The following is an 18,303-nucleotide window of genomic DNA, read 5'->3' as shown; positions in this document are numbered from 1 at the left end:
GCCTGGCGGGCCCGGTCGCCCGGGAATCACACGACGTTATCGGGGGTGAATACGACATGGAGTGCTTTTATCATGAGTCGACGCCTGCCGTGGGCGCTTGTCGCAGCTGCGGCCGGGGCGTCTGTCGGGAATGCGTGCAGCAAAGCCCGGGCGGCATCGCCTGTTCGGCGGACTGTCGCGCACGCATCGACAACATGGCAGCGCTTGTCGCGTCGGCCACTGCCGAACAGAAACCGCCAGCGCGTGCCGATTATCGCCCTGTTCTGCTGATGCTTCTTCTGGGTGTCACGTTTGTCGGTCTGCTCACCCGGCCCTACGCTCTCGGGCTGTTCTGTCTCGTATTCGGCCTTTTAAGCCTGATCTATCGTCTGATCCAGAACTGGCGGGCCAAAAAACAACATACCGCGTAGCGTTTATTCGATGGCGTCTGCCCATCTCGAATAAAACGGTCTCGACGACGCCTGCACACACGGTCTTAAATAAAAGCCGCGTCTCGCGAATCACAACACGACACGATGATGCGGATTTCCGTCGTATCCTGGGGTCGATACCAACCTACGAGGTTTTAACGCGCGTCGCTCAAGCGATCGACGACATGCTCTGCGTGGCCCTAACCCGCCGCCCCATGCTCCAATTCGAGCACTTTGCCGATTGACCAGACACAGCGACCGGCTGCCTTCGGCAGGCTGGATTTATATTGAAACCGGCATCGATACGGAGTCGATCGAGGGTTTGAAACGAACCCAGTACTATCTCGCCGAGAACGAATCCGAGGAAATGGCTTTCGACGAACACATGATTACGTTCGTCGAAGTACTTACGTTAGTCGATATTACCGAGAACGTGAAAAGCAGGCTCGCCCGCCCCAAAGAAGACGATATTCTAAAAGCTGTTTATTACTTTTTGGGAAACAACGACTTCATGTACTGAGGGTGGAGCACGGCGAATTCCGGACTGCCCCGAACGGTGGGCCACTGCACTCGGCCAAACGCCGAACCGCTCATCGAAGCCGGCCTGTTGTGGATACGATAACGTCTGGCAAACGCTTGCAGAACCCGGTCGCTGCAATGGACAGCGCCCGACAGCATCGTGCGTACCCCACGCGTTTCCCATAACGGGCAACGAAAAACGCCCGGCGAACCGGGCGTTGCACGACTAACGCATGCCGCTTTCCGAATCAGCCGCCGAATTTCTCGTTCTCGCCGATATCCGGCGTTTCGTTGCTCTTGATATTGGCCTTGGCGAATTCGTAGAGCTGGAATACCTTGCTTTCGGTAGCCGCCCAGTGCTCGCCCATCTCGATATCGATTTCCAGCATGACCACGTCCGGGTCATCCTTGCCTTCGGGCAGCCAGGCCGCAATTCCCGAGTTCCAGTAGCGGTCGATCACGTCCTGGTCGTCGGTGATACGCACCTTGCCCGACATGGAGACATAAACGCCTTCATCCTGGTCGGAGAACGTGAGACAGACTTCGCTGTCGCCCTGCTGTGCTTCAAGTACTTTTTCGGCGCTACGACGGGTGTAGAACCAGATCGTGCCGTCGTATTCGTCCTGAACCAGGTGCATCGGGCGAGCACGCGGCACGTTGCCGTCCTGCGTGACGAGCATGCCGACCTTGATGTCCTTGATCAGATTCCAGATTTTCTGCTTGTGTTCCGGGCTGGACATAGTCTTGCCATCCTTTTTGTACGGTTGCAATGCGGCTGATCCCGGGCCGGGATCAACCGATCAATTCGCCGTGTCGTTTCAATGAGAGACCCGCCGACAATAAACCGAAATTTGCTGACAGGCGATGAACAAGACGTCTCCGATCGACCCCGCGTCGCCGCTACCGGCCACTGGCGTCTCGTCTTGGAGCCACGGCAAGGGCATTCCGCGGGTCTCTTGGCGACACGTTCGACGCTACGGCTCAGGCCGTAGCGTGCGTTTCACACGCTGGGCGAAGATGGCTCAAAGCGCGGCGCGCGCTACGCTTCGGGTTGGTGTGCCTCGGGAGTGCGGCGTCGGGATTCCCGGGGTGAAAAGCCGGCGCCTTGGGCGATAGCAGAGAGCACCGGATGATTTCGGTATCGCCGGCCAAACGATCGTCGCGATTGTCTTGTCGCAAAGTGGCCGGGCGCGATTTGCGGCCTGGCGTCACACTGAAATCATCGAGGTCGCCGCCAGATGATTGCGCGCCCGTCGATGTACGCTCTCCCGCCGATCGCCGCCCTCACCGACGCGTGGTGCCAAGGCCTGGCGAGGCATTCGGGCGCGGCCGGCCTGGCCCATTTCCTGGCCAACCTCACCCGGGGCGTGGATCTACCGGCAATCCGGCCTGCCCCGATCGGCTGCCTGGCCCTATCCGTTGACGCATGCGCGCGCTTCCGAGGCGCCCGAATTGGTCCCGCCCCCGCGTGACGTCGCCCCCGGCTACAACGGAACACATGACGCCAGCGCGGTGATGGTGGCCGCCGATAACCCGGCCACACATCAGGCCGACCTGGCCGACGGGCTCACGGTGATCCATGACCGGATTCACACTCGGGCAGCCACGTCTTGCGGTACATGACCGCCATGGCGGCCATCTCCCGCCCACTGTTTCGTACCGTGGCAGTCAACGGCGTGCATAGGGCAATATCGAAGCCATCGCCAAAGGGCGGGTGGACGTGAATACGGCCCACACGCGCCTGGCTTTCGCCGGCACGCGGATGTCGATATTCTCGCCGACGCACCGGCTCTGACCGACGTCACGCGCGGCGATATCGCTGAGGCAGAACGGGCACGTCGGCGGGCTGACCTGCGGGCGGCCATCGATGATCCCACCCTTGCCTCGATCCGGCGGAGGCTCGTCATCGACGATTTCGAATGTCTACCGTTGACGGCGTATCAACCGATTCCGGCAATCGAGCAGGCGGACGACCGCGCCGGGGTGGCGCGTTGGCCGTAGAACCCAGTCGATGTTTCGTGCGCGTGCCACCGTGGCGGCGCCCCTCATGTCCTGCAAGGCACACGTCGCCCATTGTGGTCCGTCACACCCCAACTCGTGAGACCCCAGAGCGCCCGTCGCCAATTGTTTATGGATGGACCCATCGGGACGCTGTCACCGCTCGACGGGATGACGAGCGATGGCCAGACGATCTGCCCTCGCTTCCGGCTGTTGGACCCGCCGACGCGTCTGAACCGTTGGTTCATGGCCAGCGCCGACCGGGTCGGCGTCTTCCGATCCAGCCATTTCGGGCCGAGCATTCAGGAATCCAGCGGCCAGGACAACATGAGCGGCGAACGTTTCGTATCCCAACGCGGATCGGCGTCCGGCCCGGGCTTGAGCGTACCTGACCCGACGACCCAGACCCGGCCGTTGCCGATCGCGAGACCGTTGAGTTTGACACCGCCGGTGTCTTCGCGACCGGGGCGTGTCAGATCCAGCCACAGGTTCCAGCTCTTGCCGCCGTCCTCACTGTGATAGACCAGCCCATCCAACGTGATCAGCCAGCCCTGATGGGCGTCGGCAAACCGCATGCGAAACACGCCTACCTCCGGCTCCCACATGGTGGGCCGCGGCTGGGCAAGCTCTGTGCGCTGCCAGGTGTCACCGCCATCGCGCGTACACCACACGCTCAGACCGCCGCCGATGCAGCCATGCGTATCATCGACAAACGTCACGGTCGTCAAAAACGTATCCTCGGCGCCGATATCGACGGCCTGCCAGTGGGCGCCCGCGTCGTCGGTGCGCAATACGGTGCCGCCGCTACCCACGGTCCAGCCTCGCCGTGGTCCGGGAAAAGTGACTTCCTGTAGATTGACGTCGTCCATCGGCCCCGGCAACGCGACACGATGCCAGTTCTGGCCGTCGTCCGTGGTGCGCAGCATGCTTTCGTAACCGACCGCGACCACCGTATCGTCATCGGCAAAAGCGACATCCATCAGCCCCATCGACACGTTCAGCTCTTTCAGCGCCGCAAAGTCGTGCGTGTCGGTTATGACGCGGTTGAACGGCTCCCAGTCACGGCCGGCGTTGCGTGTCTCGAAAATGATGCCGCCCCTCTGGCCTACGGCATAGCCATGTCCGTCGGGACGCATCGCCAGTCCGAGCACACCATCGGCAAAACCAGAATACGAATCCAGTGTCCAGTGACGTGCCGCGGCATCGCTGCGGGCCAGCTTCAGCCCACGACCGCCGACGACCACCAGATTTCCGTCCGGTTGTACTGCGATATCACGGAAAAAGCCCGTCGTATTGGAAAATCCGGAGGCCGTGACGTCGTGCTTGCTGTCACCAAGCTGCATATCCAGCCGTTCGATCTGTCGACGATCGGGCGATTGCGGCGGCACATCCTGCAGATTTCGACAAAAACCGCCGCGCTTTTCCTGTTCCCGCGGCGGCAGGCACCGCGGGTGGCGCTTGCCTTCAGGCACTTCCGACAGAGACTCGATGTCGGGCTCGGCGGCGAACGCGCTCAACACCATGGGTGCAGCCGATATCGTCAGCTTCGCGATGATCGCCAGCCCGAGAGCCAGCAGACAGAACCGTAAAACAGACAAGACGTGCGCTCCGTGGTGTATTTTTTACGATGCGGAGCTTACGCAAGGCAAACTGAATTAGGCCGACATCCGATTTTGACCAATCAGTCGAATACACAATGAATGCGGCCGTCGATGAGATACCACGGGCGCCGACCCGTGCCGCCCCACAACACGACATGTCGGGCAGCCGGCCGACATGGGCTGCGAATCATCGCTGACGCCCTGCCCGATTGACGTCGCAGCTGCCGATCAGGGCCTGTCAACACTTCGTACGTGACCGCGTAGCCGCCCCAAAACCGGCCGCGCGGCGCACGCGGCACGTGCTAGTAGGCTGAAGTCCGGGTCGGCGTTGTATCGGCCATGCGAGCGCTCAGCAGACTGACGCCGACGTAACCGATCGCGGATGCGAGACAGCCGTAGAGCGGGCCCTGCACCCACCCCAGATCAGTACCGAGCAGCAGATAAGCGCTGACGCCGAACCCGGCTGCAATGGAGGCGAACGCGCCGGCACTGTTGCCTTGCCAGAATGTGGCACACAGGGTGACACCGAACAACGCGGCCATGAGCGTGCCGTTACCGAGCACCCCCAGCCAGAGCACCATGACCGGCGGCATGTAAGCCATGCCGATGAAAGCCGCCATGCCGACGGCAAGCACCATCATGCGGTTGAACGTCATCGTGGTCGTGAAACCGGACCGCCGGCCCAGCGCCGCACGCAGATCGTAGGACAACGCGGTCGAGACCGTGTGCATGAGCGAGTTGGCCGTCGACTTCATCGCGAACAGAATGAACAGCGTGATCACGCTCGACATCAGCGGGCCAACGGCGTGTTCGAGAAACGTCGGCATCGCCAGGTCGGGGTCACCGAGGCTCGGATAGAAGGCACGGGCATACAGGCCGGCCAGTGGCGTGAAGTTGAGCAGCACACCGAGCACTGCGACCCAGATCCCGACATGCGCCATGCGCACGTCGCGACGAATCGCCAGGAATCGTACTGACATGAACGGGAGTGCCGTCGCCCAGAGAAACGCATAGGGCAACAACAGAAACGCGGACGCTGGGCTCTGACCGTACGGTGCCCCGGTCGTCGGGTTGGCGAGTTTCGGGTCGATCGTATTCAGCCGTGCGATGAGATCCGTGGCGCCGATCTGCACGAACACGACATAGCCGATCACGCAGGACCCGAACACCATGCCGATCACCATCGCCGCATCCGTCCAGGCGACGGCCCGCAGGCCGCCGAACATGGTGTAGGCAATGACCAGCAGCGTGATGACGAACGCCCCCGTGGTCGGCGTGACGTTGAGCCAGCCGGAAACCAGCAGGCCGATCGCCTTGATCTGCGAGACGAGAAACACACCGAGCAACAGCAGGATGATCAGCGCCACGATGCCCTGAAGCCAACGCCCGGCAACCCCACCGGCATGCGACTGGGCGATATATTCCGGCACTGTCCGACTGCCCAACGTGGCCGCCTTGCGTCGCAGATAGTTTGCGAAAAACAGGGTCGCGACCAGAAACGCCGGCGTATAGAACGAATTGGAAAACAATTCGAGGGACCCGTATTCATAGGCCACGCCGGGCGAGCCGATGAAGACGAAGCCGCTATAGCCGGTCGCGATCAGCGTGCCGGCAGCCACGAACGGGCCGAGCGCGTTGTTCGCGACCAGAAACCCGGCTTCATCCTTATCGCCGGCCGCCCGCATCGAGTACAGCGATAATCCGATCAGCACCGTCGCCGACAGGCCGAGTAGTATCCAGTTCAGCATGATTGCCCTCCTTTGCGTTGGCGTGTTGGCGGTCGTGTTCAGCGACGCGGCGAGAACACGAGCGCCAGCACGGCCAGCGCGAGCGTAGTGGCCGAGCTGATACCGAATGCGATGAAAGTCCAGGATTCCATGAGATGCCCCCTGTCTGTTGCCTCGGCTCGCCACGTCCGGCAGATCGCGGGAACCGTGCGTCTCGTCGAAATCCACGCGTCGGCGATCCAGAGATCGCCGCGTCGGGCTGAAACGGCCGCCGCCATCCGAGCGGATCGAATCGGCGGCCGGGCGCCGCGCGTGGTGCCCACGTCTGTCGACCGGCATCGCATTGCAGAAATCGATGCCGATCACGACGTTGAATTCACAGTAGCGCGCGGCCTGAGGGGCCTAAAATATAATAATGCGAAGCCTTTCCTCAGGTTTTCTTATGCACTGGGACAAAGCCCAGATATCGGGCGCCGAATCTCAAGGAGACAGATTGTCGGTAGCCTGCCCGAGCGAACCGCATCCACTGGCCATCCATTGGCCGGCGGCGGTTCAGACGTCGATACGTTCATTCATCGCCTGCTCGGCGAGGCCCTGCATGGCTTCGGCCGCCGGGGCCAGCCGAACCCCGCGCGGCCGGGCGATGCCCATTGATAGTGCAGCGGCATCTTCTTCGATTCGGAGTGCGTTGAGCCCGGTCGTGGCCCCGAATGCCGCCAGCGGCGTATTGAACAGCGAGAAGCCGAGACCGCTGGCCACCAGGCCGCGTAGCATGTCCATCGACTTGACGCGGTGGGCCACACGCGGCGACCAGCCGTGGCGGGCGAAGATCGACAGGAAATATTCGCGGCTCAGGGACCAGTCGAGCAGCACCATGGGCAGGTCGGCCAGCTCGGCCAGCGAGACGCTCTCCCGACCGGCCAACGGATGATCGGCGGCAACCACCGCATACGGCGGAAACACCCGCAGCGGCGTGAAATCGACCGTCTCCGGAATACTGAGATCATAGGTGAAGGCCAGTTCATAATCGCCGGCGTCCAACCCGGTAAATATGTCGCCCTGGATCATCTCGTCGCAATACAGGCTCACCGCCGGATGCCGGGCCGCGAACCGCCGCATGAGGTCCGGCAGGAGGACCGGCGCGAATGTGGGCAGCGCGACCAGTCGCAGCTCGCCACCGATCTCGTCGCCGAGCGAGGCCGCGAATTTCTCGAGCCCCTCGGCATCACGCAGCAACTCGCGTGCGCGGGTCATCAACTGTTTGCCGGCCGGCGTAAGCGTGAGGCCCTGGGCGTGATGACGCACGAACAGCTGCAGATGTGTCATCTCCTCCAATTGCTGGATCGCCGCCGAGATCGACGGCTGCGAGACGTGCAGCTTGCGTGCGGCCTGGGTAACGCTGGACAACTGTCCGGCGAGCACGAAATAACGCAGTTGCTTGAGCGTGAATTGACGCATGATTCGCCTGCCCTGGGGTGGCCGGCCCGCATACCGTCGTGGCCGGTCGTCAGTCGCGATTCTCGCCCAGGCGTTCGCGGACTGCCATGCCCGATGTTTCGCGATCCGCCGACAGGGTCTCGATCAGCCGGTCGAGAAAACGACTGCACCGCATGAGCTGCGCGTGGGTCGTGAATTCATCCGGCTGGTGGCCCTGGGCCATGTGGCCGGGCCCGCAGACCAGACTCGGCAGATCGAGATCGCGCTGGAACAAACCGGCTTCGGTGCCGTAATCGATGCGCGTGATCGTGGCCGCCTCCAGCAGGGCTGTGATGCAGCGTACCAGCGCATCGTCGTCGGCGATCGAAAGCCCCGGATAAGCGCCCAGCGGCTCGATACGGATCCCGGCCTGTGGGTCGCTCGCCTGCATCGTCTGCGTCAGTGCCGCCGCCTGTGTTTCGAAGGCGGCCACGAGTGTATCGATATCGTCGGCCGGGACATGACGGATCTCGACATCGAAAGTGCAGTGCTCGGGGACGATGTTCAATGCAGCACCGCCCCGGATGCAGCCGGCCTGCAGCGTGGTGTGGGCGATACCGAAGCGGGCATCGAACGGGCCGTGTGCGGCCCGTTCGGCAGCGGTGTCGGCAACCCAGCCGATCAGCCGGGCCGCGGCATGGATCGCGTTGACGCCCCTGGGCGCCATGCCCGAATGACAGGCCCGCCCCTGCACGTGGACCCGCATGGCCTGCTTGCCCTTGTGGGCCGTGGCCACCTGCATGCCGCTCGGCTCGCCGACGATGCAGGCCGTGGGCCGATGCGCCTGCGCGGCCATCATGTCGATCAGGCGACGTACGCCCAGACAGCCGACCTCTTCATCGTAGGAAAACGCCAGATGAATCGGCACCCGCAGATCCGCGGCGACCATCTCCGGCACCGCGGCCAGCACGGCGGCGAGGAAACCCTTCATGTCGGCGGTGCCACGGCCGTAAAGTCGCTCGCCGTCATCGTGCAGTGCGAACGGCGCGAATCGCCAGTCCTGGCCGTCGATCGAGACCACATCGGTGTGCCCCGACAGCATGACGCCGCCGTCGACTGACGGGCCGATCACGGCATACAGATTGGTTTTCGTGCCGTCGTCGCTGGCCACGCGCCGGCTCGTCACGCCCTGCTCGGCCAGATAGGCCTCGATGAAGACGATCAACGCAAGATTGGACCGCGCGCTCGTCGTGTCGAATGCGACGAGCCGATCCAGCAGTTTCACGACCTCGCGATGACGCCGCCTGCCTGCATCGTCCGAGGCAGCGGCCCCCTGGCCGGGCACCGACATCAGCGTGTGTCGCCCGGCACGCCGTAACCGGGGGCCACATCCGGGCGACTCGCACGGCCGACGTAATCGTCGCGCTGTGGTCGATAGCGCTCCCATAGATCGTGAAGCGCGACAATCGGCTCGTCGTGCCAGTCCACGCGCAAATCGACGACCGGCCAGCTCACCTGCGCCGTCGTCACCTGCAGGCCGGCCGAATGCACCGGGCCCATCTCGCCGCCGGCCGCCAGCCCGGCAGCCATCGCCGCGAGCAGGCGCTCGGCGAGTTCGCCGCGCGCGGCGGCAAAGGCATCGACCATGGCCTGCGGAACCTGATCTTCGGCCAGCATGTTGCCGGCCGCGACCACATCCGTGCCCTGAGCGCCTGCGTGTATGCCGAGCGTCTCGCTGCCGCTGTGAACGGCGCTGGCCCCGCGGCCATCAAGTACGACGAGCTGTCGCCATTCCGGATAGGATTCGCGGCGTACCATCTCGGCAAGCACGGCGTCGGCACGCGCGCCGGCGCGCAGCTGCGCGAGCCCGATCTGGCCAAGCACGGGATTGGTGACGTTCTGAGTCAAAACCGCGCCGTGGTCGGGCGCGACAAACGCACACCGACTGGCGACACAGATACTCGACGAGCTGATGGCCGTGCCGATCTGGCCGGTTTGCGGGCAGCGGGCAGCGATGGAAAAAGTCATTGGGCGTCGTCCTCCGTGTCGGGAATGACCGCGATCACGTCGATCTCCATGAGCCATTCCGGCTGGGCGAGCCCGGCAACCACCAGTCCAGTGGAAATCGGGTAGACGCCCTGCAGCCAGCGGCCGACTTCACGATAGACCGGCTCGCGATAGCGCGGATCGGTGATGTAAGTCGTGGTCTTGACGATATGCGATAGCGCCGAGCCGGCCTCGTCGAGCAGCTGGGCCACGTTTTTCATCGCCTGCTCCGCCTGGGCCTGCGGATCCCCGAGGCCCACCAGATGACCTTCGAAGTCGGTACCGACCTGGCCCCGCACGTAGACCGTATTGCCGGCTCGCACGGCCTGGCAGAGATCGTTGTCCAGCGTCTGGTTCGGATAAGTCTCGCGCGTATTGAACATGCGGATACGGGTATGCGTCGGCATGGTCGGCTCCGTTATCGACTGGCGGTGGCGTGGGCGGGTGTCTCGGCAGTCGCCGGGTCGGCGGCAGCCTCGACGTCGTCGCCCTGCCCGAAATAGGCGCGCCGGGTGACAATGTGGTCGGCAATGCGACGCGCGTCGTGCCACACGCCCCAGATGAAGCTGGAGCCTCGATGCGACAGCCACGGCAGGCCCAGAAAATAGACGCCGGGCTCGGTGCCGACACCGCGGTGATGCCGTGGCTGGCCCGCGGCATCCACCGCGTCGACGGCCAGCCAGCGATAGTCGCTGGCGAAACCGGTCGCCCAGATGACGGTTCGTACGTCGGCCTTTTCGAGATCGAGCCTCCGTCGGGGCTGGCTGACGCACTGGGGCTGCGCGGCCATCCGCCGCGCCTCGGGTTCGGGCGGCAGATCGAGACCGTAACGTGCGACGTAGGCATCCGCGGCGTCGAGCAGCGCCCGATAATTCTCGTCGCCGCGCGCCAGGTTGGCGGCCAGATCGTCGTCGAACGCGACCTGCCCGTCATCGAAGGCCCGTGTCCGGCCGACCAGCGTCATGCCGCGATGGGCGAGTTCCCGAAAGTCGACGGTATGGCCGCCGTGTGCCCCGCTCACCGCGATCGTGACATGGGCCTCCTCGGCGCCGGCGGTCTCGGCGTCCCAGAGGCCCAATACACCCAGCCACCAGCAGAAATCGCGCCCGCGATAAGACCGCGGTGGCCGGTCGTGCGGGCCGACCGACAGATAGACATCTCGTCCGGCGCGCAGCAGTTCGTCGGCGATCTGTGTCCCGGACGATCCGGACCCGACGACCAGCACGCCGCCGGCCGGCAGCTGTTCCGGATTCCGATAGGCCGAGGAATGCAATTGATGAAGCGTTGGCGTGTCCGGCGCGATCTCGGGAATGACCGGCTTCTGGAAGGCACCGGTGGCCGCCACCACGCGCTGAGCGATCAGCGTGCCCTGCGACGTTTCGACGACGAACCCCGACTCACCGGGCCGACGACGTACGGATTCGACCGCGATCCCCGTACGGATCGGCGCCGAAAACCGCGCCGCGTAGTCCTCGAAATACGCGGCGATACGATTCTTGTCGGCGAACTCGCCGGGGGCCAGATCCGTGAAAGTCAGCCCGGGGAAACGATCGTGCCAGGCCGGGCCGTTGGCGACCAGCGAGTCCCAGCGCCCGGTTCGCCAGCGCTCGGCGATGCGATCCCGTTCGAGCACGAGATGCGGCACGCCGGCCGCACTCAGATGCTCGCTCATCGCCACGCCGGCCTGGCCGGCGCCGACCACGAGTGTGTCGATATCCGCGGGTAATGCTGTCATCTTCGTCCTCCGGGCAGCGTGGCGTATCAATCGTCATCGCTTGCCGAAGGACCGGGTCCGAGGCGCGACGCGATTCGCAATCGAGCCTAGGCGGGATCGAAGATCAGTTAAAATATAGTTATCTGCTCTTTTGAATCAATTTTTCAAATGCGACGCAGACTAGACCGCTTGCATGAATTGACTCCCAAGGCCGCGCCGGCCGGTCCATGACAAAGCCAGCCTGCCCTCGTCCGCCGACCAGATCGCGTCCGACTTGATTTGCGCTGGATCAACCCAGGCGCCCGCCGAGGCGATAGGATGGATCCGTTCGCGCGGACGTCGATTCTGACCGCAGCGAACGTGGGCTCGTTGATGAGGAGGAATACAGATGTACAAGACGATTCTGGTGCCGTTCGATGGCTCGCAGGCCGCCCTTGCAGCGCTCGAGCTGGCCTGTCGGCTCGCCGAACCGGATGCCACGCTGGTCCTGCTCGGTGTGCCTGAGGCCATGCCCGCCAGCGACGTGCTGGGCCGCGGCACCGGCGCCTCGCCGGCGGACGTCGACCGTGAACGCCTGGGCGAAGAGGCACGCGCCGGGCTGGAAGCGGCATGGGCGACGCTCGACGAACCCCGCGGGACGCCCGAATTTCTGGTGCGCTGGGGCCGCCCGGCCCAGACGATCGTCGGCGAAGCGACGAAACGCGACGTCGACACGATCGTGATGGGCAATCGCGGCCTGAGCAACATTCAATCCATGGCCATGGGCAGCGTGTCGCACAAGGTGCTGCATACCGCGCCCTGCCGTGTGATTACCGTGCATTGATCTCACATCACCGGAACCGCGATCGGCTGCCGGGTTTCGGACCGATCGCGGTTTCGGCGTGTCGGTGTAACAGCCGTGGCGAACGGCGCTTGCGGCCGGCGGCGCAAAGATCGCCGCCGGTGCCGGCGGTCAGCGCGTCAGCGGGCGTTCCCCATGTTCCAGCATGGCAGGAATGACGAGGTCTTCCTCGTCGATGAGATGTCGATCGAGGACGTGCAGCAGCCGCTCGGCATCGTCGGCATAACGATCGGCTGCACGCTGGCCGGCATCCGCGCCGCGCGCGAGCTCCTGCATCAGCGCCCGACCACTGGCCGCCACACGCCGCAGGTCGTCGTGGATGACGTCGTGATCATTTTCGAGCAGATCGAATCCGCGCTCGAATCGGCGGTCCAACCGACGGAAAAGAGGAAAGTAATGGTCATCCTCGATGCGGTGATGGCCATCGAGATGCTGGAGATGATGGGCGAGCTGGGGCATGAAACGTTGCTGGAATTCGGCGGCGCGCAGGTGACCGGCCCGAAAATCGGCGGTCATCGCTGCCAGGACTTCACCCTCGCGGCGCAGGCTGTCGTGCACGCGACGCCAGAACGCGGCAAGTTCGCCGTAATTGGGGTGCCTCGGCCAATCCGTCCGTGGGTATCGGGCGCGCAGGACCGCAATCTCATCCGGCAGGCCGGGTCGGCTGTCGAGGTGCAGCATCGGTTCGGCATCAGTCATCGCGAACTCCGGCGGATACCGGCCGGCCGTTTCGCAAGCGGGCATCCGGCACGGCGGTTGATTGGCAAAAACGCTGGGCGGACACGATACACGTCTGGCACGTTGCCCTCGTCATCCGGCGCGCTCGAGAACGGCCGCCTGTGACAACCCGCGTTCAGGCGTGCCTGTCGCAGACGGTCGCATCGAACCGCCCGAATCGGCCGTCGCCAACGCCGCGTCTGATCGTCGGCCGATACCTTCGGGGCGTCGGCCCGGTGTGCATCTGACCCGGCACCGAAGACAAACCCAGGCACGGGCCCGCGCCGTTCGGCGGTCTCGGGCCGAATCTCCGTGCGGCGGTCCATTGGCATGGATGTTTGCTCGCTGCGGCACCGACACGGCATGTTGGTGATCGACCGTTCATGGACGACCCGGACGATGGAACCACGATGAGTCGTTTGTTCGCACTGTGCCGACGGCTGGCCGAGGCCGGCTCATGACGACCCGGCTTTATCGCCTGCTGCAGTTGGAGCCCGGAGAACTGGGCCCGGTCGCCGGATCGTTCGCTTATTTCTTCTGCCTGCTGGCCGGCTATTTCGTACTGCGCCCGGTCCGCGACGAGATGGGCATCCAGGGCGGTGTCGGCGATCTTGCCTGGGTATTCACGGCCACTTTTCTGGTCATGCTGGCCATCGTGCCTGTCTTCGGCTGGGCCGTGGCACGCTTCGCACGGCGCCGGCTGGTGGCGGTCAGTTACGGCGTATCCATTGGCGTGATCATTCTGTTCTTCGGGCTGATGCGTGCCGACATCGCCCCTGCCTGGGTCGCACGTGCCTTCTTCGTCTGGGTGTCGGTGTTCAATCTGTTCGTCGTGTCGCTCTTCTGGAGCGTGATGAACGATGTGTTCGATCGGTTCCAGTCGCTGCGGCTGTTCGGCGTGATCTCGGCCGGCGGCAGCCTCGGGGCGATCGTCGGGCCGGCCATCACGGCCGGGCTGGCCGATACACTCGGCCCGGTCAATCTGTTGCCGATCTCGGTGATTCTGCTGGTCGCGGCCACGGCGTTCGCCCTGGCCGTGATGTCGTCGGCCACCGCCACAGGCCGTGACATGCCCGGAAACGGCACATCGCAGGGCAACGTCTGGGCCGGCGCGATGCACGTCTTTCGCTCCCCCTACCTGCTGGCAATCTGTGTGTTCATCGTGATGTATGCCTCGCTCTCGACGTTTCTGTATTTCGAGCAGGCACATATCGTCAAGAACGCCTTCGCGTCGTCGGCGCAGCGCACGCAGGTCTTCGCCGGCATGGATCTGGCCACGAATACGCTCACGCTCCTGCTGCAGTTCTTCGCCACGGCACGACTGGTCCTGTGGCTGGGTCTACCCGTGGCACTGGCGCTCATTCCGCTGGCCGTGGCCGCCGGGTTCGGGCTGCTCGGGCTTGCCCCCACGCTCGTCGTTCTCGTGGTCTTCCAGGTCGTGCGTCGGGCAGGCAATTACGCCTTGACCAAGCCATCGCGCGAAATGCTGTTCGGCGTGGTCAGCCGCGAGGACAAGTACAAGGCAAAGAATTTCATCGATACGGTGGTCTATCGCTTTGGCGATGCCGCCAGCGGCTGGCTTTATACCGGCCTCGGCGCGATCGGGCTGGGCCTGGCCGGTCTGGCCTTCGCGGCCATACCGCTCGCCCTGATCTGGGCTGTCTTCGGTATCTGGCTGGGCCGTACGCGACAGCGACGCGCGGCCGACACGACTTTCGACGACTCGGCTGAACAACAGGGGGCAGACACATGAACGATCACGACGAATACGGGGCCTGTCACGGCCCCTCAACAACGCGCCGGCGACTGCTGGCGGCTGCGGCGGCCACCGGCCTGCTGAGCGCGGTGCCGGGGCTGTCGGCCCTGGCCGCCGACGATCGGAGCATGCGAACACGGGCGATTCCGTCGACCGGCGAGCCGCTTCCCGTCATGGGGCTCGGCTCGTCGGGCACGTTCGCCTACCCGGACAACGCCGCGCGAGCCGCATTGCTCACCGTGCTGAAGAAATTCGTTGCCATGGGCGGCGCCATGGTCGATACCTCGCCCACCTATGGCAGCGCCGAAACGGTCATCGGCGAACTGGCCCGCCGTGCCGATGTCCGCAACGACATTTTCATGGCGACCAAGGTGCATATCCGCGGTCGCCAGGCCGGCCTGGACCAGATGGCACAGTCGGCGGCGCGGCTCGGCAAGCCCATCGATCTGATGCAGATCCACAACTTCGTGGATCTCGAAACCCAATGGCAGACCCTCGAACGGCTCAAGGGCGAGGGCCGCTTCCGCTATATCGGAATCACGCATTATCTGACGCGGGCTTTCGAAGAGCTCGAACACCAGATGCGCACCAAGGACATGGACTTCGTCCAGTTCAACTACTCGATCCTCACGCCCGAGGCCGAAAAAAGGCTGTTGCCGCTGGCCCGCGATCGGGGCATCGCGGTCATCGTCAATCGCGCGTTCAATGACGGCGCGATCTTCGGGCGCACCAAAGGCCACGCGCTGCCGTCGTACGCATCCGAGTTGGGCATCGACAGCTGGGCCCAGTTCGCACTCAAGTACGTACTGGCCAATCCCGCCGTCAACGTCGTCATTCCCGCCACGAGCGACCCGGGCCATCTCGTGGACAACATGCAGGCCGGTTACGGCCCGCTGCCGGATGACAAGATGCAGGCTCGAATGCGCGCAACGATGGCCGAGCTCAGCTGAGCGACCATCACACCGCCGGCAACGCCCTGTTCGCCGGCCGGCTCGCGTCGATGAAGCTGGCACGCATCGGGTGACCAGTCGATCCGGACCGTCACCGGGCATGCCAACGCCGACACCAGCGGGATCAGCGTTGTCGATGCGCTATTCTGACGCCAGCGCATCGACACCCACCATGCCAAGGAGTCAGCCGGATAATGGAGCGCATTCGCGATCAGCAACAGCACGGCGTCATGGCCACCCTTCTGTATTTCGTCCTGGCGGTGCCCGCGGCCGGCACCCCGGCCATGCTGTATGGCGTCCTCCGATCCGCGGGATCGCGATCGGACGCGGGATTCGAGGGCACCGATGGCATGGCCGTGTTTCAGGCCATGGTGTTCGCGTACGCGATCGGCCTGATCGTCATCCTCGGTGGCTATGCCTTCCTTCATCGACGACGCGTGGCGCTCTACATCGGCAATGCCGTACTGGGGCTGATGACGTTCGTGCTGTGGTTCGAACTCGCACGACACCATGTGATCTGACCTTCACTCGCAGGCGTCGATGCAGGACGACCGGTTCATCCAACAGGCGGTGCTACTCATCGACGCGCGTCAGGCCGCGCGCTGTGTTCGGCGATGGCCCGAAGCGGTTCGAGCCGGGCGCGCCGGCCCGCACTAGTTCGACGACCAACCAGAGCCCCAGGCCCAGGCTCGACAAAAGACACAGACAAATCAGGACCGAGCCCACTGGGCCGAGGACCTGATGCGTCGTTTCGCCAACGCCGGTATGACGTCTCATGGCAAGCCAGACGATGATCACCAACGCGGCGCTGTACACGGCCGGCCCGGCGAGAACACCGAGGATCCAGAACCCGCGCCGCCCGCGGTCGTGAAGGCGACGCACCACGACCGCGGGCAACAGGTATGCCCCTGCCAGAACGGCGACGACGGTGAACGGATAACCTGTTCCAATCGTCACCAGGCGATCGAGAACCAGCCCGGAGCCGAGCGCGACGACGACAGCGGCGACCACGCCAGCGAGCTCTCGTCGCCCGGCGCGACCGCGGAATCGCAACACGGCCCCGGGCCCCGGAACAAACCCCTTGGTCGTCATGAATGCCTACACCGTCCTTGTTCGCCCGGGGCCGATGATAGCGCGGCGTACGCCGATCCGTGGTCGTTGGGGCGTGTCGTCAAGGCGATGGGCAGCCGCCTCGCCCGCCGACGGCGCCATGCGCCTTGCCTGGCCGTTTTTGGGCGGCAACGGGGTCACGTGCGAAGTGTTATTAATCCGGCACCAAAACAGCTGACGACGTCAGCTGTTTTCAACGCCATCGAAAAATAAAAGCCGGCACTTGTCCGTCTTTTTATTTTCAATGGCTTCACGGCCGTTGGCCGTGGCGCGCGTGCTTTCGCACACGCGCGTTATCAACCCGAAAAATCATCTGTTTTTATGCCGGGTTAATAACAGGCCCTAATCGTCTGAATAGCAGAGTGCGTTCGGCGCGATGTCGAGATCGCTTTCCGACAGCGCCTTGGCGATCGTGCGATCACGAATCCCGGTCCGGGCCCGCACGCCGGCGCCCTCGTCCACCGGTAAGGCGTTCACGCTGTCGGTGTCCAGGAACAGCAGCCAGACCCAGCCGTAGTAGACCGTGACACGTGATTTGAATCGATAAGTGTGTTGCAACACGCCGTCCCGATACAGACGTGCTCGCGAATCAATCACCTCGCTCTGGAACGTCGGGATCAGGCCCAGGGAGAGATCCGTCAACCAGGATACCGGGCCCGACGCATAGGCATCTTCGGCATTGCTCTCGACGTCGATACGATACGGCGTTGCGGCCCGCACACACGGTTGATATCGCGCATGTGCGATATCTTCCAGGTCACCACTCACCATCGGCACACAGCCACTGAGTGATAACAGACAACCGATAATGGCCGTGACCGCGATACGCCGCTTGTCTATATCCATGCCTCTGTGCTTCCTGCGTCGCGATCGCCGTCGTGCCCGCTCACCCACCACAAGACGTCCGGTTATATCCGGACGGACCATACCCGCTGTTAACGGGCCATGACCACGCGTGTTCGTGAATTCCGCTATCGTCCATTCGCCACAAGGCGACAAGGTGCCAAGACATGACACTGATCCGCGAGATCGAACACGGCGAGGACGGGCTCGAGGGCATTGTTCGTTTTAGCCTGTTCAACACTGATATCCCGGCCCTCCTCGAGAACGAGGACATGGTCCATGCCGAGCGTTGCGCGGCGCATCTCAACGAGATGAGCACGGATATCGTAGCCGAGCTCTGTCGTGCCTCGATCCGTTACTGCAACGCATTCCAGGACGCGACGGGCACACCGATGCAATCGTTCACCCCCGCGCCGGCGGTACTCGAATGCATCCAGCCAACACTGCTCATCATTCCGGCGCCGGCGCACGATGTGCCCATCGTACATCTCGAACTCGAATGCGACTGGGAAGCCGAGCACGGCATGGCGTGGGTCATCCGCGGTGATCATGTCGTCTACGTCGGCCCCTTCAACGGTGAAGACCCGTGGACGACAGGCGATGATCACGATGCCTGGAACTTTGCACGGGGCCAAAGCGGGCCCGTGTAATCGGT

The 18,303-nt window shown here is 63.9% G+C and carries 19 protein-coding genes; 8 read left to right on the top strand and 11 right to left on the bottom strand.

The window, feature by feature from the left end; translation table 11 throughout:
- Window positions 1–134: 134 nt before the first annotated feature.
- Window positions 135–410, top strand: a complete 276-nt coding sequence (locus D3260_RS03700; protein WP_120097204.1) for a hypothetical protein — start codon at window positions 135–137, stop codon at window positions 408–410.
- Between the two features lie 241 nt (window positions 411–651).
- A complete protein-coding gene (locus D3260_RS03695; RefSeq protein WP_120097203.1) occupies window positions 652–930 on the top strand; it encodes a hypothetical protein in 279 nt (92 codons plus the stop codon).
- Between the two features lie 247 nt (window positions 931–1,177).
- Here the strand turns inward: D3260_RS03695 and D3260_RS03690 are convergent, their stop codons facing one another.
- Entirely contained in the window at window positions 1,178–1,669 is a 492-nt protein-coding gene (locus tag D3260_RS03690) for a pyridoxamine 5'-phosphate oxidase family protein (RefSeq protein WP_120097202.1), read from the bottom strand.
- Between the two features lie 712 nt (window positions 1,670–2,381).
- Here D3260_RS03690 and D3260_RS17425 point away from each other — a divergent pair.
- Window positions 2,382–2,552, top strand: coding sequence for a hypothetical protein (locus tag D3260_RS17425; RefSeq protein WP_158583381.1), 171 nt, complete (start codon window positions 2,382–2,384; stop codon window positions 2,550–2,552).
- A 677-nt stretch (window positions 2,553–3,229) separates the two neighbouring features.
- On the opposite strand, the gene D3260_RS03680 is transcribed toward D3260_RS17425, so the two are convergent.
- The 7 genes from D3260_RS03680 to D3260_RS03650 form a co-directional block, all read right to left on the bottom strand.
- Window positions 3,230–4,525 carry a YCF48-related protein gene (locus D3260_RS03680; protein ID WP_120097200.1) on the bottom strand — a complete coding sequence of 432 codons (1,296 nt, stop codon included), beginning with the start codon at window positions 4,523–4,525 and terminating at the stop codon, window positions 3,230–3,232.
- Window positions 4,526–4,830: 305 nt separating this feature from the next.
- Window positions 4,831–6,276: a sodium:solute symporter gene (locus D3260_RS03675; RefSeq protein ID WP_120097252.1), complete on the bottom strand. Its 1,446-nt coding sequence runs from the start codon at window positions 6,274–6,276 to the stop codon at window positions 4,831–4,833.
- A 531-nt stretch (window positions 6,277–6,807) separates the two neighbouring features.
- Window positions 6,808–7,713, bottom strand: coding sequence for a LysR family transcriptional regulator (locus D3260_RS03670; RefSeq protein WP_120097199.1), 906 nt, complete (start codon window positions 7,711–7,713; stop codon window positions 6,808–6,810).
- A gap of 49 nt (window positions 7,714–7,762) precedes the next feature.
- On the bottom strand, window positions 7,763–8,956 hold the full coding sequence (argE, locus tag D3260_RS03665; protein ID WP_199671342.1) for an acetylornithine deacetylase: 1,194 nt from the start codon (window positions 8,954–8,956) through the stop codon (window positions 7,763–7,765).
- 65 nt (window positions 8,957–9,021) lie between these two features.
- The gene (locus D3260_RS03660) at window positions 9,022–9,699 is read right to left on the bottom strand and encodes a DUF1028 domain-containing protein (protein ID WP_120097197.1); all 678 of its coding nucleotides are present in this window, start codon (window positions 9,697–9,699) and stop codon (window positions 9,022–9,024) included.
- Entirely contained in the window at window positions 9,696–10,124 is a 429-nt protein-coding gene (locus tag D3260_RS03655) for a RidA family protein (RefSeq protein ID WP_120097196.1), read from the bottom strand. The genes D3260_RS03660 and D3260_RS03655 overlap by 4 nt, the downstream gene beginning before the upstream one ends.
- Before the next feature lie 11 nt (window positions 10,125–10,135).
- Window positions 10,136–11,452, bottom strand: coding sequence for an NAD(P)/FAD-dependent oxidoreductase (locus D3260_RS03650; RefSeq protein ID WP_120097195.1), 1,317 nt, complete (start codon window positions 11,450–11,452; stop codon window positions 10,136–10,138).
- 367 nt (window positions 11,453–11,819) lie between these two features.
- Here D3260_RS03650 and D3260_RS03645 point away from each other — a divergent pair, with 367 nt between their 5' ends.
- Window positions 11,820–12,254, top strand: coding sequence for a universal stress protein (locus D3260_RS03645; protein ID WP_120097194.1), 435 nt, complete (start codon window positions 11,820–11,822; stop codon window positions 12,252–12,254).
- A gap of 129 nt (window positions 12,255–12,383) precedes the next feature.
- Here D3260_RS03645 and D3260_RS03640 read toward each other — a convergent pair whose 3' ends face one another.
- Window positions 12,384–12,788 carry a hemerythrin domain-containing protein gene (locus tag D3260_RS03640; RefSeq protein ID WP_233543944.1) on the bottom strand — a complete coding sequence of 135 codons (405 nt, stop codon included), beginning with the start codon at window positions 12,786–12,788 and terminating at the stop codon, window positions 12,384–12,386.
- Window positions 12,789–13,446: 658 nt separating this feature from the next.
- Here D3260_RS03640 and D3260_RS03635 point away from each other — a divergent pair.
- The 3 genes from D3260_RS03635 to D3260_RS03625 all read left to right on the top strand — a co-directional run bounded on the left by D3260_RS03635 (window position 13,447) and on the right by D3260_RS03625 (window position 16,216).
- Window positions 13,447–14,742: an NTP/NDP exchange transporter gene (locus D3260_RS03635; RefSeq protein ID WP_120097193.1), complete on the top strand. Its 1,296-nt coding sequence runs from the start codon at window positions 13,447–13,449 to the stop codon at window positions 14,740–14,742.
- Window positions 14,739–15,695, top strand: a complete 957-nt coding sequence (locus tag D3260_RS03630; protein WP_120097192.1) for an aldo/keto reductase — start codon at window positions 14,739–14,741, stop codon at window positions 15,693–15,695. Before D3260_RS03635 ends, D3260_RS03630 begins: the two co-directional genes overlap by 4 nt.
- A gap of 230 nt (window positions 15,696–15,925) precedes the next feature.
- Window positions 15,926–16,216, top strand: a complete 291-nt coding sequence (locus tag D3260_RS03625; RefSeq protein ID WP_147418099.1) for a hypothetical protein — start codon at window positions 15,926–15,928, stop codon at window positions 16,214–16,216.
- A 52-nt stretch (window positions 16,217–16,268) separates the two neighbouring features.
- Here D3260_RS03625 and D3260_RS03620 read toward each other — a convergent pair whose 3' ends face one another.
- Both D3260_RS03620 and D3260_RS03615 read right to left on the bottom strand, forming a co-directional pair.
- Window positions 16,269–16,787: a DUF805 domain-containing protein gene (locus D3260_RS03620; protein WP_120097190.1), complete on the bottom strand. Its 519-nt coding sequence runs from the start codon at window positions 16,785–16,787 to the stop codon at window positions 16,269–16,271.
- A gap of 360 nt (window positions 16,788–17,147) precedes the next feature.
- Window positions 17,148–17,651, bottom strand: a complete 504-nt coding sequence (locus D3260_RS03615) for a hypothetical protein (RefSeq protein ID WP_120097189.1) — start codon at window positions 17,649–17,651, stop codon at window positions 17,148–17,150.
- A gap of 164 nt (window positions 17,652–17,815) precedes the next feature.
- Here D3260_RS03615 and D3260_RS03610 point away from each other — a divergent pair, with 164 nt between their 5' ends.
- Window positions 17,816–18,298, top strand: a complete 483-nt coding sequence (locus tag D3260_RS03610; RefSeq protein WP_120097188.1) for a hypothetical protein — start codon at window positions 17,816–17,818, stop codon at window positions 18,296–18,298.
- Window positions 18,299–18,303: the final 5 nt, after the last annotated feature.

The sequence above is a fragment of the Salinisphaera sp. Q1T1-3 genome, from assembly GCF_003602005.1.
GTDB lineage: Bacteria > Pseudomonadota > Gammaproteobacteria > Nevskiales > Salinisphaeraceae > Salinisphaera.
The sequence above is the reverse complement of the archived record's forward strand: the minus strand, read 5'-3'. Positions and strand labels throughout refer to the sequence as shown.

Coding starts and splice junctions, on each gene's coding strand:
- D3260_RS03690 (WP_120097202.1), bottom strand. CDS start 1,669: ATGTCCAGCCCGGAACACAAGCAGAAAATCTGGAATCTGATCAAGGAC.
- D3260_RS03675 (WP_120097252.1), bottom strand. CDS start 6,276: ATGCTGAACTGGATACTACTCGGCCTGTCGGCGACGGTGCTGATCGGA.
- D3260_RS03670 (WP_120097199.1), bottom strand. CDS start 7,713: ATGCGTCAATTCACGCTCAAGCAACTGCGTTATTTCGTGCTCGCCGGA.
- D3260_RS03660 (WP_120097197.1), bottom strand. CDS start 9,699: ATGACTTTTTCCATCGCTGCCCGCTGCCCGCAAACCGGCCAGATCGGC.
- D3260_RS03655 (WP_120097196.1), bottom strand. CDS start 10,124: ATGCCGACGCATACCCGTATCCGCATGTTCAATACGCGCGAGACTTAT.
- D3260_RS03650 (WP_120097195.1), bottom strand. CDS start 11,452: ATGACAGCATTACCCGCGGATATCGACACACTCGTGGTCGGCGCCGGC.
- D3260_RS03645 (WP_120097194.1), top strand. CDS start 11,820: ATGTACAAGACGATTCTGGTGCCGTTCGATGGCTCGCAGGCCGCCCTT.
- D3260_RS03640 (WP_233543944.1), bottom strand. CDS start 12,788: ATGACCGCCGATTTTCGGGCCGGTCACCTGCGCGCCGCCGAATTCCAG.
- D3260_RS03635 (WP_120097193.1), top strand. CDS start 13,447: ATGACGACCCGGCTTTATCGCCTGCTGCAGTTGGAGCCCGGAGAACTG.
- D3260_RS03630 (WP_120097192.1), top strand. CDS start 14,739: ATGAACGATCACGACGAATACGGGGCCTGTCACGGCCCCTCAACAACG.
- D3260_RS03625 (WP_147418099.1), top strand. CDS start 15,926: ATGGCCACCCTTCTGTATTTCGTCCTGGCGGTGCCCGCGGCCGGCACC.
- D3260_RS03620 (WP_120097190.1), bottom strand. CDS start 16,787: ATGACGACCAAGGGGTTTGTTCCGGGGCCCGGGGCCGTGTTGCGATTC.
- D3260_RS03615 (WP_120097189.1), bottom strand. CDS start 17,651: ATGGATATAGACAAGCGGCGTATCGCGGTCACGGCCATTATCGGTTGT.
- D3260_RS03610 (WP_120097188.1), top strand. CDS start 17,816: ATGACACTGATCCGCGAGATCGAACACGGCGAGGACGGGCTCGAGGGC.